Source organism: Pseudomonadota bacterium (genome assembly GCA_040752895.1).
GTDB lineage: Bacteria > Pseudomonadota > Alphaproteobacteria.
The window spans coordinates 34404-49203 of sequence record JBFMHN010000005.1; the positions used below are offsets into that span (position 1 = coordinate 34404).

General features: G+C 64.6%; 15 protein-coding genes and 1 other RNA gene. 8 read left to right on the forward strand and 8 right to left on the reverse strand.

Annotation, left to right across the window (positions count from 1 at the left end; all coding sequences use genetic code 11):
* Positions 1-166 precede the first annotated feature (166 nt).
* The 4 genes from AB1781_09365 to AB1781_09380 are packed head-to-tail and all read left to right on the forward strand — an operon-like array spanning position 167 to position 3753.
* Positions 167-748 (forward strand): shikimate kinase, encoded by a 582-nt coding sequence (locus tag AB1781_09365; protein ID MEW5704774.1) that lies wholly within the window; start codon positions 167-169, stop codon positions 746-748.
* Complete coding sequence (gene aroB / locus AB1781_09370) at positions 745-1869, forward strand: 3-dehydroquinate synthase (protein ID MEW5704775.1); 1125 nt, start codon at positions 745-747, stop codon at positions 1867-1869. Before AB1781_09365 ends, aroB begins: the two co-directional genes overlap by 4 nt.
* Positions 1870-3165, forward strand: coding sequence for an HlyC/CorC family transporter (locus tag AB1781_09375; protein MEW5704776.1), 1296 nt, complete (start codon positions 1870-1872; stop codon positions 3163-3165).
* Between the two features lie 39 nt (positions 3166-3204).
* Complete coding sequence (locus tag AB1781_09380) at positions 3205-3753, forward strand: DUF2889 domain-containing protein (protein ID MEW5704777.1); 549 nt, start codon at positions 3205-3207, stop codon at positions 3751-3753.
* Here AB1781_09380 and AB1781_09385 read toward each other — a convergent pair.
* Complete coding sequence (locus tag AB1781_09385; GenBank protein MEW5704778.1) at positions 3716-4066, reverse strand: ribbon-helix-helix domain-containing protein; 351 nt, start codon at positions 4064-4066, stop codon at positions 3716-3718. The genes AB1781_09380 and AB1781_09385 overlap by 38 nt on opposite strands.
* A gap of 187 nt (positions 4067-4253) precedes the next feature.
* Positions 4254-4571 (reverse strand): BolA family protein, encoded by a 318-nt coding sequence (locus AB1781_09390; protein MEW5704779.1) that lies wholly within the window; start codon positions 4569-4571, stop codon positions 4254-4256.
* A 156-nt stretch (positions 4572-4727) separates the two neighbouring features.
* On the opposite strand from AB1781_09390, the gene AB1781_09395 reads away from it, so the two are divergent.
* From AB1781_09395 to cobT, 3 genes are all read left to right on the forward strand, one after another.
* Positions 4728-5300, forward strand: a complete 573-nt coding sequence (locus tag AB1781_09395; GenBank protein ID MEW5704780.1) for a J domain-containing protein — start codon at positions 4728-4730, stop codon at positions 5298-5300.
* Positions 5301-5390: 90 nt separating this feature from the next.
* Complete coding sequence (gene cobS, locus AB1781_09400) at positions 5391-6347, forward strand: cobaltochelatase subunit CobS (protein MEW5704781.1); 957 nt, start codon at positions 5391-5393, stop codon at positions 6345-6347.
* 6 nt (positions 6348-6353) lie between these two features.
* On the forward strand, positions 6354-8264 hold the full coding sequence (cobT, locus tag AB1781_09405) for a cobaltochelatase subunit CobT (GenBank protein MEW5704782.1): 1911 nt from the start codon (positions 6354-6356) through the stop codon (positions 8262-8264).
* 35 nt (positions 8265-8299) lie between these two features.
* Here cobT and rpmB read toward each other — a convergent pair whose 3' ends face one another.
* The 6 genes from rpmB to ffs form a co-directional block, all read right to left on the reverse strand.
* Complete coding sequence (gene rpmB / locus AB1781_09410; protein MEW5704783.1) at positions 8300-8596, reverse strand: 50S ribosomal protein L28; 297 nt, start codon at positions 8594-8596, stop codon at positions 8300-8302.
* Positions 8597-8736: 140 nt separating this feature from the next.
* A complete protein-coding gene (scpA, locus tag AB1781_09415; protein ID MEW5704784.1) occupies positions 8737-10887 on the reverse strand; it encodes a methylmalonyl-CoA mutase in 2151 nt (716 codons plus the stop codon).
* Positions 10888-10941: 54 nt separating this feature from the next.
* Complete coding sequence (recR, locus tag AB1781_09420) at positions 10942-11535, reverse strand: recombination mediator RecR (protein ID MEW5704785.1); 594 nt, start codon at positions 11533-11535, stop codon at positions 10942-10944.
* 9 nt (positions 11536-11544) lie between these two features.
* Positions 11545-11868: a YbaB/EbfC family nucleoid-associated protein gene (locus tag AB1781_09425; protein ID MEW5704786.1), complete on the reverse strand. Its 324-nt coding sequence runs from the start codon at positions 11866-11868 to the stop codon at positions 11545-11547.
* A complete protein-coding gene (locus AB1781_09430) occupies positions 11865-13619 on the reverse strand; it encodes a DNA polymerase III subunit gamma/tau (GenBank protein ID MEW5704787.1) in 1755 nt (584 codons plus the stop codon). The genes AB1781_09425 and AB1781_09430 overlap by 4 nt, the downstream gene beginning before the upstream one ends.
* 29 nt (positions 13620-13648) lie before the next feature.
* Positions 13649-13747, reverse strand: an RNA gene (gene ffs / locus AB1781_09435) — signal recognition particle sRNA small type.
* 126 nt (positions 13748-13873) lie between these two features.
* On the opposite strand from ffs, the gene nudC reads away from it, so the two are divergent.
* Entirely contained in the window at positions 13874-14797 is a 924-nt protein-coding gene (nudC, locus tag AB1781_09440; GenBank protein ID MEW5704788.1) for an NAD(+) diphosphatase, read from the forward strand.
* Positions 14798-14800 lie beyond the last annotated feature (3 nt).

The window sequence follows — 14800 nt, forward strand, 5'->3', positions numbered from 1 at the left end:
ATTTTCCGTTCTCCAGATTGCGGTGGTCGCCCCGCCGCCCAAGGGACGGCTTCCGCTGGCGGCGGGTTTTCGACCTGTGATAGGCTCCGTGCATGGCGATACTGCGACATCGTGCCTCTCATTTCAACGTCATCCATCGTTCCGGCGGCCCGGGTTCCCTGGGAAAATGACGCGCAAAGATCCTGGCAACGGAAACCCGACGGTCGTGCTCATCGGCTTGATGGGGGTCGGAAAATCCTCGGTAGGCCGCCGCCTCGCGGCGCGTCTTGGGCTTCCTTTCCTAGACGCCGACGAAGAAATCGAAAAGGCGGCCGGTTCAACGATCGAAGAACTCTTTGAAACCTATGGCGAAGCGCATTTCCGCGAGGGCGAGCGGAAGGTGATGGCGCGCCTTTTGTCCGGCCCGCCCCACGTGCTGGCGGCGGGCGGCGGGGCGTTCCTCGACCCCGACACCCGAGCCGCCATCCAAGCCTGCGGGGTTTCTGTCTGGCTGAGGGGCGATCTTGACCTCCTGCTCGCTCGCATTCGCCGTCGCCCGGCCCGGCCTTTGCTAAAAGAGGGCGATCCGCGCGCCATTCTTACGAAGCTGATCGCGGTGCGCTACCCGATCTATGCCGAGGCCGACGTCGTGGTCGAGGTGAAAGACGAAGGGGTGGAAGCGACCGTCGACCAGGTGATCGCGGCCTTGGCCGAGTACCGGAAAGATAGCCCCGTTGCCGCCTGGCGATCCGGCGTGCAATCGACATGACCCCCCCCGCCCATCGCCCCGCCACCGTCCGGGTCGCCCTCGGCGAGCGGAGCTACGACATCCGTATCGGCCCCCACCTGCTGGCCGAGGCCGCCTATCACCTGCGGCCGTTTCTGAAAGAGGATCGCGTCTTCGTAGTAACCGACGAGCGGGTGGCAAGCCACCACCTGCGCCCTCTGGAGGACAGCCTGAAAGCCGCCGGGATTACGCCGTTTTCCATTGTCTTGCCCGCGGGCGAGGCAACCAAGAGCTTTGCGCATCTCGAACGCTTGCTCGATCGGTTGTTCGAGCACCGGATCGAGCGGCGGTCGCTTCTGATCGCTCTCGGCGGCGGCGTGATCGGAGATCTCGCCGGCTTCGCCGCCAGCGTCACGCTCCGCGGGGTCGATTTCGTACAGGCGCCCACGACGCTGCTCTCCCAAGTAGACAGCGCCGTCGGCGGCAAGACCGGGATAAACACGTCCCATGGCAAGAATCTGGTGGGAAGCTTCCACCAGCCGCGGCTTGTCCTTTCGGACATCGCGACGCTTAAGACCCTGCCGCGCCGGGAATTAATCGCCGGCTACGCCGAAGTCGTCAAATGCGGCCTCATCCGCGACGCCGCGTTCTTCGCCTGGCTGGAAGAAAACGGCGCGGCGGTTCTTGCCGGCCAGCCGGAACCGCTCACCAAGGCCATCGTGAAGGCTTGCGAAACGAAGGCGGCGATCGTGGCGGAGGACGAGCGGGAAGCCGGCGCGCGCGCGCTGCTCAACCTTGGCCACACCTTCGGCCATGCGCTGGAAGCGGCGAACGCTTTTGATTCTTCTTCCCTGCAGCACGGCGAGGCGGTTGCCGTCGGGTTAAACCTTGCTTTCGACTTCTCGGCCCGGCTCGGCCTGTGTTCGGCGGACGACGCCTTGCGCGTGCGCCGCCATCTGAAAGGTGCGGGCTTGCCCGTAACGCTGAAGGAAGCGGGCCGCGGCCGGTGGGACACGGCGACCCTGCTTGAGCGCATGGCGCAGGACAAGAAAGTCGCGGGGGGGCGAATCCGTTTCGTGCTGGCGCGGGGGATCGGCCAGGCGTTCCTGACCGATGACGTCGCCATCGACGCGGTTGCGCGCTTTCTGGAAGAGGTCGCCTAGATGAATGAATTCGTGATTCTTTTGCTGGTCGCGATTCTCATTCTGCTCGTGCTTTCCGCCTTCTTTTCGGGCTCGGAAACGGCGCTTACCGCCGCCTCCCGCTTGCGGCTCTACCAGCTTGAACGAACCGGCGACAAGCGCGCAAAGATCGTCAACCAGCTGCGCGAGCGGAAAGAAAACCTGATCGGCGCCCTCCTGCTCGGCAACAACTTGGTAAACATACTCGCTTCCTCCCTTGCGACCAGCCTCCTGATCGGCTGGTTCGGCGATACGGGCATCATCTATGCAACCCTCGCGATGACGACGCTGGTCCTCATCTTCGCCGAGGTGCTGCCGAAAACTTACGCCATCCACAACGCCACCCGGACCGCCCTTTGGGTGGCGCCCGCCGTGCGCTGGACCGTGCTCGGCTTGGCGCCGGCCGTGCACGCCGTCGGGGCGGTCGTGAGGGGCATGCTTACGCTCTTGGGCGTCCGCATCGCGACCGACCGAAGCCTCGCCGCCACCACCGAGGAATTGCTGGGCGCAATCGAGCTTCGCAAGGGTAAGGGCGCCACCGTGAAACAGGAACGCGCAATGCTTCGCAGCGTCCTCGATCTGGCGAGCGTTACCGTGGGCGAAATCCTGATCCACCGCAAAAGCGTCTTCATGGTAAACGCCGACGACCCCCCCGAGGCGATCGTTTCCCAGGCCCTGTCCGGTCAGCACACGCGCATCCCGCTTTGGCGGGGGTCGCCGGAAAATATCGTCGGGATCGTGCACGCCAAGGCCCTGCTGAGCGCTATCCACGGACGCAAGGACAAACTCGAGGCTCTCGATATCCTGACGATTGCGACGCCCCCTTGGTTCATCCCGGAATCGACGACGCTACTGTCCCAGCTGCAGGCGTTTCGGCGACGGCACGAGCACATGGCGTTGGTCGTGGATGAATACGGCGCGTTTTTGGGGATCGTTGCGCTGGAAGATATCCTCGAAGAAATTGTCGGCGAGATTTCCGACGAGCACGACACCGCCCTTCCCGGCATCCGGCGTCAGGCGGACGGCTCCATCGTGGTGCGGGGCATGACGACCATCCGCGATTTGAACCGGGAATTCGACTGGCGGTTGCCCGACGAGCCGGCGGTAACGATCGCCGGTCTCTTGCTGCACGAGGCAAGGCAAATTCCCAACATCGGCCAGATTTTCGAATTCCACGGTTTCCGTTTCGAAGTCCTCAAGCGCTACCGGAATCAGATCACCTCTATCCGCATCCTTTCGCCCACGGCGCGCACGCGGGAAAAAAAGGTGCCGGCGTAAGCCCCCCTTCCATCTCTCGGACAAAGACAGGAACGCCCCATGCCACTCTCGCCCGCGGTTTCAAGAAAGCGGATTCACACCCGACGCATTGAAATTCAGGGCTTTCAACGCGAGGACGGGCTGTGGGATATCGACGGCCATCTCACGGACACGAAAAGCTATGACTTCCCGAACCGTTACCGCGGCTCCGTTGCGGCCGGCGAGCCGCTCCACGACATGTCCATTCGCTTGACGGTGGACGACGCCTTCGTCATTCGGAACGTCGAGGCGATCTCGGAAGCGACCCCCTTCGCGATCTGTCCAGAGGCGACGTCTTCCTATGAAAAACTGATTGGCCTGCGGATCGCCCCTGGCTGGAGCCGCGAGCTGGGAAAGCGCATCGGCAAGGCAAGCGGTTGCACGCACCTGACCGCCCTCCTTCATGGCGCGGCCACCGTCGCCTTTCAGACGATCTTCCCGCTCCGCCACCGGGAGACGCTGGAAGACCCCGGCGAGAAGAAGCCCCCCCTTCTCAACAGCTGCTATGCGTTCGCCTCGGACCGCGAGGTGGTCAAGGAGCGCTGGCCCCGTTTCTATACCGGTTCATAGGCTGGCCGTTCCCTCCCCACGGGCGGGAAGCATAGCCATGCAGGGCTTGCAGCCGGCTGAGCGGGCCGTGACCGGCGGTCAGATGTCCGTCCTCGGTCGCCGCGATACGGTAATAAACGACAATGAAGGCACGCAAGGCGGCCGTCAGCGTCGATTCGTAGCGTTGGCTATCCACCTCGGTGCAGATTTCGTGCACCGTCCGGAGTTCCCTGTGGCAAATTTCCTCGAGCGCCGTCCACATGCTCGGCTCAAGGCGAATGCTCGTCCGGTGGCCGCCCACCGTTACGTTACGGTTAACCAAGGTACTCTTCATTAGCCAACTCCTTTGCGCGTTTTTTCTTAGTTGATATGCAACTTATACGTGTTTGATTTATAGGATTACTCATTACATGCTTGGTACAGCATGCTTAATATCAACCTAAAATTGTATAATAAATGGTTAACACTCGCTATAGGGGAGTGTCCAGAGGGACGATGGTTAAGGGTGGCGGCCTTGGAAATCAGGCGGGTAGCGGACTGTCCGGGGCCTTTACCGCCTCGCACCCAGCCTCCGCCGGGGTCAACGCCTTGAGGCTCAGGGCATGAAGCGAGGCGGCGAATTCTTCCGCCAACGCCTGGTTGACGAGGTGATGGCGGGCCAGACGGGATTTTCCCTCGAAGACCTTCGAGACGATCTCGACCCGAAAATGGGTGCCGCCCCCGGGGCGGCTTCCAGCATGGCCCGCATGGCGGGCGGAATCGTCCAAAATGGTCAGCCGGAGCGGTCGGAAGGCGGCTTCGAGTAGACTTTGAAGGCGCGCCTGCGTGGAGGTGGGCACGGGGGTTGCTCCTCTGCGTTTCCGTCGCCGATCCCTTTCGCTTAAGGCGCGGCCTCTCGCCCGTCAAGACGCCTTGACCCTTGCCGCCAACCGCGCCAGGAAAGCCGCCCGGGAAGGTCGCTTGTCAGGCCTTCCCGAACCCTCCATATTTTCCTAATGAAAGGCCGAAGAAAATCCGGAATTGCCGCGCTGCACGCGGTGGAATCGGGGGGAAGGCGCCCGTGCGATCAGGCGCGCTGTCCGGCGGTGGGCCTTTACCCGGCGCCGCGCGCCCGCGACGCGCTCGACAGCTACTACTGGTTCTGCCTCGATCACGTCCGCGCTTATAACCGCGCCTGGAACTACTACGCCGGCATGACGGAGGCCGAGGTCGAAGCCATGACCCGCGCCGACACCGTTTGGCAGCGGCCTTCCTGGCCGCTGGGCGAGAGAGTGGCCAACCGCTTCCGCGAGGCGGACACCCTGCGGGCGGACCCTTTCGTCTTTTTCGAGCCGAACGGCAAGGAGGCCCGCGCCGCCCCGGCCGCCGGGGAAGAAACGGAGCAGACGAAGGCGCTCCGCCTGTTCGAGCTGACGGCGCCGACGACGCTGGAACGGATCAAGGAGCGCTACAAGTCGCTCGTGAAGCGTCACCATCCGGATATGCACGGCGGCGACCGGGCGGGCGAGGACCGGCTGAAGGAAATCAACCTTGCCTACCGGACGCTTTTGAACGCCTATTGCGCGTAAAGCGGATGTCCTTATTTTGAACGAAGGAGAGTTTGGTTGACCCCCGCGACAGAGAAAACACCCAACACTTCGCCCGCCCATTCCACCCGGGTGCCCGATATCAAGGTTTCGGTGCGACAGATTTTCGGCCTGGATACGGACATGGAGGTGCCGGCCTTCAGCACGCCGGAAGAACACGTGCCGGAAATCGACGAAGCCTACCGCTTCGACCCCGACACGACGCTCGCCATCCTGGCCGGCTTCGCCTACAACCGGCGCGTGATGATCCAGGGCTACCACGGCACCGGAAAGTCAACGCATATCGAGCAGGCGGCGGCGCGGCTGAATTGGCCATGCGTTCGCATTAATCTCGACAGCCACATCAGCCGCATCGACTTGATCGGCAAGGACGCCATCGTCCTTCGCGAGGGGAAACAGGTCACGGAATTCCGCGAGGGAATGCTGCCTTGGGCGCTTCAGAACCCGGTCGCTCTTGTCTTCGACGAGTATGACGCGGGCCGACCTGACGTCATGTTCGTCATTCAACGAGTCCTCGAAGTTGACGGCAAGATGACGCTGCTCGACCAAAACAAGGTCATTCACCCTCACCCGGCTTTCCGGCTGTTCGCGACAACGAACACGATCGGGCTTGGCGACACCACCGGGCTTTACCACGGCACCCAACAGATCAACCAGGGCCAGATGGATCGCTGGAACGTCGTGGCGACGCTGAACTACCTGGCGCCGGAGGCCGAGGAAAGCATTGTTCTCGCAAAGGTCCCTTCCTACGACAACGCGGAAGGCCGCAAGGCGGTCAAAGCGATGGTATCGGTCGCCAATCTGACTCGCGCCGGTTTCGTGAACGGGGACATCTCGACGGTCATGTCGCCGCGGACCATCATCACCTGGGCCGAGAACGCACGAATCTTCGCCGATATCGGCTTCGCCTTCGAGGTTACTTTCCTTAACAAATGCGACGAGCTTGAGCGCAGCAACGTCGCCGAATACTACCAGCGTTGTTTCGGAACGGAGTTGAAGCGGACATCCGGCGGACCGACCCTCGTCTGATCGCTTATGGCCGAAGAACCGAACCTCGTGGAAGCCTTCCGCCGAGCCCTAGGCGCGGCGATGCGGGCGATTTCCGAAAAAGAGGAGGTCACCGTCCAGTTCGCCTCGGGCCCGCCGGCGATGGAAGGGTCAACGGCGCGGCTGCCGTTGCCCTCCCGCGATCTCCGCGGCTGGGAGGTGGCGAAGATCCGCGGTGAATCGGACTCGCTTGCCCTCCGCCTCCGCTACCACGATGCGAAACTGCACCGCCGCCTGGCGCCGGCCGGTGACGAGGCGCGGAGTGTGTTCGATGCCCTCGAACAGGCCCGCATCGAAGCGCTCGGCGCTAACCGGATGAAAGGGGTCGCCCAAAACCTGGCCGCCGCCATCGAGGATTACTGCTTGAATCGCGGCTTTGCGGTCATCGAAAAGCGCGAGCAGGCGCCGCTTGCCGATGCCGTGCGGTTTCTGGCGCGGGAGCATTTCACCGGCGAAGCGACCCCGAAATCCGGCCAAAAGATGCTGGGCTTCTGGCGCTCGACCATCGAATCGAAGGCGGGCCGGGACCTGCTCGCGCTTTCGAACACGCTTTACAACCAGGCCGCCTTCGCCAAGAAGGCCCGCCGCGTCCTCGTCGACTTGGGCCTAGCCGAGGCGATGAACGAGGAAGAAGAAGAGGGCGCGGAGGAAACACCGGAAAGCCAAACGGCCGAAGCCGGCCTTGCCGAGAAAGAGGAGGAAGGCGAGGGAGAAGAAGATTTTCTCCAAGCCTATGGCGAGCAGGAGGAGGGCACCGACGAAGCAACGGGCGAGCAGATGGGCGAGCCCGCCGAAGAGGAATTTTCCAGCGACCTCCGTCCGGGCGCCGATGAGGCGGCAGGCGAGCCCGGCCGGCCGCGCCCGCCCAGGGATACGGCGCCCCACGACGCGCCGGCTTACCGCCCCTACACGATGGCCTTCGACGAGATCGTCGCCGCCGAAAGCCTGTGCACGTCGGAAGAGCGCGCCCACCTTCGCAACCAGCTCGACCAGAAACTCGCTCAGCTGAAGGAGGGGGTTACGACGCAGCTCGCGAACCGCCTGCAACGGCTGCTGCAGGCAAAGCAGATCCGTTCCTGGGAATTCGATCTTGAGGAAGGTGTCCTCGATGCGGCGCGTCTGGCGCGCGTCGTCGTTAACCCGGCCTTCCCGATTTCCTTCAAGCAGGAAACCGAGACGAATTTCCGCGACACCGTGGTGTCGATCCTGATCGACAACTCCGGCTCGATGCGCGGACGGCCGATCACCGTCGCCGCCATGAGCGCCGAGGTGCTTTCCCGCACGCTTGAACGCTGCGGCGTAAAAACGGAAGTGCTTGGCTTCACGACGCGCACCTGGAAAGGCGGCAAGTCCCGCGAGAAGTGGATCGCCGACAACAGCCCCGCGAATCCGGGCCGGCTCAACGACCTTCTGCACATCATCTACAAATCCGCGGAGGAGCCCTGGCGGCGGGCCCGGAACAATTTCGGGATCATGCTGAAGGAAGGGCTGCTGAAGGAAAACATCGACGGCGAAGCCCTGCTCTGGGCCCACCAGCGCCTGATGGCAAGGCCCGAACAGCGCCGCATCCTGATGGTGATTTCGGATGGCGCGCCGGTCGACGATTCGACGCTCACCCACAACCCCGGCAACTGCCTCGAACGCCACCTGCGGACCGTCATCGATTGGATCGAAACGCGTTCGGACGCTCAGCTCCTTGCGATCGGCATCGCCCACGACGTCACGCGCTATTACCAGCGCGCCGTCACGATTTTCGACGCCGCCCAGCTGGGCGGCGCGATGGTCGAAAAACTGGCCGAGCTGTTCGAGGACGTCGCCGACTACACCACGCCGGTGCGCCGGCGGACCCAGCGCGCCCTGGCCGGCGAACGGGCGCGCGCCCGCCGCTTGCGCCTTTAGGAATGGGATAGGGTAAGGAAAGTCGGCGGGTCGGCCTAGCTTGCCGTCCGTACGCTTTGCGCCTTTGCGATCCGGTGCTTGATGCGGCGAACTTCCAGGCTAAGCCGCGAATCCGCCTGTTGCAGAAGGTAGATGTCCAGCCCGCCGTTGCATTCGATGGTGCGGATGGCGCGCGTCGAAAGCCGGAGCCGGACCGCCTTGCCAAGCGCGTCGCTCATAAGCGAGGTCGCCTGCAGATTCGGCAGGAACCGCCGCCGGGTCTTGTTGTTTGCCTTGCTCACATTGTTTCCGGCGAGCGGGCGCTTGCCGGTGATTGCACAACGTCGCGCCATGGTCGATCCTTGAAGGTGGTTCTTCCGGGCCCTTACGAGCCTCGGGCGAAGGCGGTTCTATAGGGGATCAGGGCCGGTGCCGTCAAGACGGAAGGTCCGAATTCCGGGCAAAAAGGGCCGCCATCCGCCTCAAAGCCCGTCTAGGCGGCGTGCTGCAATTGCCGGATCAGCCGCAGCACTTCCGGGGCGGCGGCGAGGATGCTGGTGCCGGGGCCAAAGATGGCGCCTACCCCCGCCTGGCGAAGGAAGTCGTGGTCTTTCGCCGGAATGACGCCGCCGCAGACAACAAGGATTTCCCGGTTACCATATTTTTTGATCTCTTCGATCAGCATCGGCACCAGCGTACGGTGACCGGCCGCCTGCGAGGAGACGCCGACAACGTGAACGTCGTTCTCGACCGCGATGCGGGCGGCTTCCTCCGGCGTCAGGAAAAGCGGACCGATATCCACTTCGAAGCCGAGATCGGCAAAGCCGGTCGCGATCACCTTGGCGCCGCGGTCATGGCCATCCTGCCCCATCTTGGCGACCAGCATCCGGGGACGGCGGCCGGTTTCCGTGGCAAAGGCCTCAACCTCGGCGCGCACCTTCCGGAACGTCCCGTCCCCCTGATAGGCCCCTCCATAGACGCCGGTGACGCTGCGGCTTTCCGCCTGATAGCGCGAGAAGACCGCTTCAAGGGCCGAGGAAATCTCGCCGACCGTCGCCCGCGCCCTGACCGCCTCGATGGAAAGCGCGAGCAGATTCGCATCTCCCCTTGCCCCCTGCGTCAGCGCCTGCAAAGCGGCTTGGACGCCGGCTTCGTCGCGGGTCTTGCGAACCTGTTCGAGGCGGGCGAGCTGGCGGGCGCGCACGTCCGCGTTGTCGATGTCGAGAATGTCGAAACTTTTTTCCTCACCTTCCGGCTGGTACCGGTTGACGCCGACGATCACTTCCTCGCCGCGGTCGATGCGCGCCTGCCTGCGCGTCGCCGCCTCCTCGATCCTAAGCTTCGGCATGCCCGCAACGATCGCCTGGGTCATGCCGCCCATCGCTTCGACTTCGTCCATCAGCTTGCCCGCCGCCGCCACCACCGAAGCGGTGAGACTCTCCACGTAGTAACTGCCGGCCAAGGGGTCGACAACATGGGGAATACCCGTCTCCTCGGCCAGGATCAGCTGGGTGTTACGGGCGATGCGGGCGGAGAAGGGCGTGGGCAGCGCGATCGCCTCGTCGAGCGCGTTCGTATGCAGGGACTGGGTGCCACCGAGGACGGCCGCCATCGCCTCGATCGTCGTGCGGACGACGTTGTTGTAGGGATCCTGCGCCGTGAGGCTGACGCCGGATGTCTGGCAATGGGTGCGAAGCGCGAGACTCATCGGATTCTTGGGGCGAAAGCCGCGCAGGAGGTCCGCCCAAAGGTAGCGGGCGGCCCGCATCTTGGCGATCTCCATGAAGAAGTTCATGCCGATCCCCCAGAAGAAGGAAAGGCGCGGCGCAAAATCGTCGATATCAAGCCCCTGCGAAAGCGCGGCGCGGACGTATTCGATGCCGTCGGCCAGCGTGAAGGCGAGCTCCTGCACGGCCGTCGCGCCCGCCTCTTGCATGTGGTAGCCGGAGATCGAGATCGAGTTGAACTTCGGCATGTGCTTCGCCGTATAGGCGATGATGTCGGCGACGATCCGCATGCTGGGTTCGGGGGGGTAGATATAGGTATTGCGGACCATGAATTCTTTCAGGATGTCGTTCTGGATGGTCCCGGAAAGCTTGGCCTGGTCCACGCCCTGCTCCTCGGCGGCGACGATGTAACCCGCCAGCACGGGCAAGACGGCGCCGTTCATCGTCATCGAGACGCTCATCCGGTCGAGCGGAATACCGTCGAACAGGATCTTCATGTCCTCGACCGAATCGATCGCGACCCCGGCCTTGCCGATGTCGCCGACGACGCGGGGGTGATCCGAATCGTAGCCGCGGTGGGTGGCAAGGTCGAAGGCGACGGAAAGCCCCATCTGACCCGCCGCCAGGTTCTTGCGGTAGAACGCGTTCGAGGCTTCGGCGGTCGAGAAGCCGGCGTATTGGCGAATCGTCCACGGCCGGTTCGCGTACATCGTCGCCCGCGGTCCGCGCAGGTAAGGAGGCAAGCCGGGCAGCGTATCCAAGTGTTCGAGCTTCTCAAGGTCCGCCGCCGTATAGAGCGGCTTGATGGGGATCCCTTCCGGCGTCGCCCGGTCAAGCGCGCTCAAGGGCTCACCCTTCAATTCGAGAGCGGCAAGGTGCTGCCACTCGCCAAGCGTTTTTCTGGGGAATTTCACCATTCGCCGCTGTCCCGATCCTTTGTAAAGCAGAAGTATAGCACGCAGAAAGGCAGGCTAAAGCGGGCGCCGTGCCCGCAGCGCCGTGCCAAGCGTGCCGTCGTCTAGGTAGTCAAGCTCGCCCCCGATCGGAACGCCATGGGCGAGACGCGAAACGGCCACACCGGACCCCTGCAGGCGATTGCTCAAATAGTGGACGGTGGTCTGGCCGTCCACGGTCGCGTTCATCGCCAAGATCACCTCGCGCACGTCCGGGGTTGTCGCCCGCGCGAGCAGGCCGGCCACCCGCAGATCCTCCGGGCCCACCCCATCAAGAGCCGACAGCACACCGCCCAGCACATGGTAGAGGCCATGGAACACCCGAGCCCGTTCCAGCGCCCACAGGTCGGCGACGTCCTCGACCACGCAAAGCAAATGGCGGTCGCGCGCCGGGTCCGCGCACACCCCGCACGGGTCCTTAAGATCGAGGTTGCCGCAGACCGAACATTCCGAAACCTTTTCCGAGGCGTCCGCCAGCGCCTTGATCAGGGGAGCAAGAAGGGATTCGCGATGGCGAAGAAGCTCGAGCGCAACGCGGCGCGCTGAACGGGGGCCCAAGCCGGGCAGCCGCCCCAGCAACCGGACGAGAGGATCGATCGCGGATTCGGGCATGGGATGCGGTCAGAAGGGAAGCGTGACGCCCGGCGGCAAGGAAAGCCCGCCGGCGATTTCCGACATGCGTTTGCTGACCTCGGCCTCCGCCTTCACCTTGCCGTCGTTCCCGGCGGCCACCACCAGGTCTTCGAGAATGTCCGTCTCTTCCGGGTTGACGAGGGAGGGATCGATCGTCACCCGGCGCAGCGCCCCCTTCAGGTTCATTCGCACCTTCACCATGCCGCCGCCTGCTTGTCCCTCGACCTCGATTTCCTCGAAGGTCTTTTGCAGCGCCGCGATCTTCGCCTGCATTTCCTGGGCGGTCTTCATCATTTTGCCGAAGTTCTTCATGCCGGTTCGCCGTCCTTCCCTTCTGGCCCTTCCGACGAGCGGACGCCGGCCAATGAATCGTTCGTTCGCATGGCCTCGATCGTGGCCCCGGGAAACGCTTCCCTAACGGCGCGGACCAGGGGGTGTTTTTCCGCCGCCTCGCGGCGCGCCCGCTCCGCTGCCTCCGCCTGTTCGCGCAAGGTGGGCTCTCCCTCTTCCTTCGCAAGGCCCACGATCCAGCGCGCGCCCGTCCATTCCGAAAGCAGTTCGCCCAGACGGTTGGCGAGGTTCGCGGGCGCGTGCGGGCCAACCCGGAAGATAACACGGCCGGGCTCGAAGCGGACGAGGTGAACGTTGTTCATGAGGTGGGCGTGGAGCAACGGCTCGCGCTTTTCCCGAAAGAGATGGACAGCCTCAAGGAAACTCGTCGGCATCGGGGATTGCAAAACCGCACGCGGCGCCGGTTCCGGTTCGGGCGACGGGTTGGCGGCCAGCCTGCCTCGCGCCTCGCCCGAGGAAACGGGACCCATGGCCGGCGCGGTTGGGCGGGCGGGCGACGGGCCGGAGGCAGGGTTCCTTTGGCCGGCGCCATCCGGCGCGCCCGCCCCGGCAAGTCTGCTCACAAGATCGGCCGGCGCCGGCAGGTCGGAGGCATAGGCAAGACGGATCAGGATCATCTCCCCCGTCTGCACGGGCGAGACCGCCACCTTCGCCTCCTGGATCCCCTTCAGCAGCATCTGCCACGTGCGGGCGAGGGCCGCCATGCCAAGCTTCCCCGCCATCGCCGTGCCGCGGATGCGCTCGGCCTCCGGCACGCCAAAACTTTCCGCCGTTTTCGGCACAACCTTGATCCGCGTCAACCAGTGGGTAAGCTCGAGCAAGTCCTGCAGCACGACGACGGGATCGGCGCCGGCGGCGTAGGCCTGCCCGAACTCGTCGAGGGCGGCGGCGATGTCACCCGCCATCACGGCGTCGAAAAGATCGAAAATGCGGGTGCGGTCGGCCAGGCCCAGCATTTCGCGGACGCTGTCGGCACGCACCGCGTCCGCCCCGAAGGCAAGGGCCTGGTCGAGCAGCGAAAGCCCATCGCGGACGGAGCCATCCGCGGCGCGCGCGATCAACTGCAACGCCAGCGCGTCGGCCTTTGCCCCCTCCTTCTCGACGATCGCGGCGAAGTGCTCGGCCAATTTTTCCGCCTCGACGCGGCGAAGGTCGAAGCGCTGGCAACGCGACAACACCGTCACCGGCACCTTGCGCGTCTCGGTCGTGGCGAAGATGAACGTCACATGAGGCGGCGGTTCCTCCAGCGTCTTGAGAAGCGCGTTGAAGGCCTGCTGCGACAGCATGTGAACTTCGTCAATGATATAGACCTTCGTGCGCGCAAGGACGGGCCGGTAGCGCACGCCGTCCAGAAGCTCGCGGATGTTGTCGACGCCGGTCCGGCTGGCGGCGTCCATTTCGAGGACGTCGACGTGGCTGCCTTCGGCGATGGCGAGGCAGTGTTCGCAGCGCCCGCAAGGCAACGCCGTCATTCCCCCCTGCCCGTCCGGCCCTACGCAATTCAAGGCCCGCGCCAGAATGCGGGCGGTCGTCGTCTTACCGACGCCGCGCACGCCGGTCAGCACGAAAGCGTGGGCGAGCCGGCCGCTTCGAATGGCATTGGCAAGCGTCTTGACCATCGCTTCCTGGCCGATCAACCCCTCGAAGGAGGTGGGCCGGTACTTGCGGGCAAGCACGCGATAGGAAGGGGCGTTGGCGTCTGGATCCGGCATCGGCATTTGAAAATCGGTGAAAAATTCGGGTGGGAGACCGGACGGGCGACCCGGGCCTAAACTCGTTACGGCTGCTTCCTTCCGGACCTGACCGGGTTGGCGAGCGATCCGTCCACCCGCCGACCTCCCAGCCGTACTATATCAGCTTTTTCCCGCCTTTCACCCCTTCCCGCAAGGCCCGGCGACGGACCGGCAGGCGTGGCGAAAGGCGCCGGGTTTGCAAGCCGTTTTTCGGTGTGTCAGGCTTTGCCTCCATGAAACACCGGATTCTTTATACCGCCGCCGGCCTCGACCGCGCCGCGGTCCGCCGAAGCGACACCAAGTGGATCGCCGAACAACTCCGCCGCCCGGAAACGCGCGTCCTTTCCGTCTGGCGGAACGAAAGCCTGATCCTGGCGACGGAGCCGCCGGCCGCTGGCTGGCTTTCCCCCGCGGCAGCCGCCGGCGCGCTGCCCGGAATTCTCGACGAACCGGCGATCGTCGCCTTCCTCGGCCTGCTCGACGGTATTGCCCATTTCGCCGTGGACGTCTCGCATCTTGACGACGCTCACTCTCTGGCCGAGGCGGGGGAGGCGCGTTTCGCGGATCTCCGGGCGATGGGTCCGCTCTTGCCGCCGGCCGAGGCCGGGCTTCTTGCCTACGCCCGCGGGCTGCTTCACTGGCACCGGCGGCACGGCTTCTGCGGGGTGTGCGGCGAGCGGACGGCAATCGCCGAGGCGGGCCATGTGCGGCGCTGCCGCAATCGGGCCTGCGGGGCCGAGCATTTCCCGCGCACCGACCCCGCTGTCATCACCCTCGTCACCGGCGGCGACGCCTGCCTGCTGGGCCGTCAGAAAACCTGGCCCGAGGGCATGTATTCGACGCTGGCCGGCTTCGTCGAGCCCGGCGAAAGCCTCGAGGACGCCGTCGCCCGCGAGGTGTTCGAGGAAACCGGCGTTCGGGCTTCGAACGTCCGGTACTTCGCCTCGCAGCCGTGGCCGTTTCCCGCCTCGCTCATGATCGGCTTCCGGGCGGAGGCCGAGGCAGGCGCCGCGATCGACAGCAGGCTCGACGAGCTTGAGGACGTGCGCTGGTTCACCCGCGCCGGCCTTCGCGACCGCGAGAAGACCGGGCATCGCCTTCCCTATCGCGGCGCGATCGCGCGGCACATGATCGAGGACTGGCTCGAAGAGGGTTAGCCC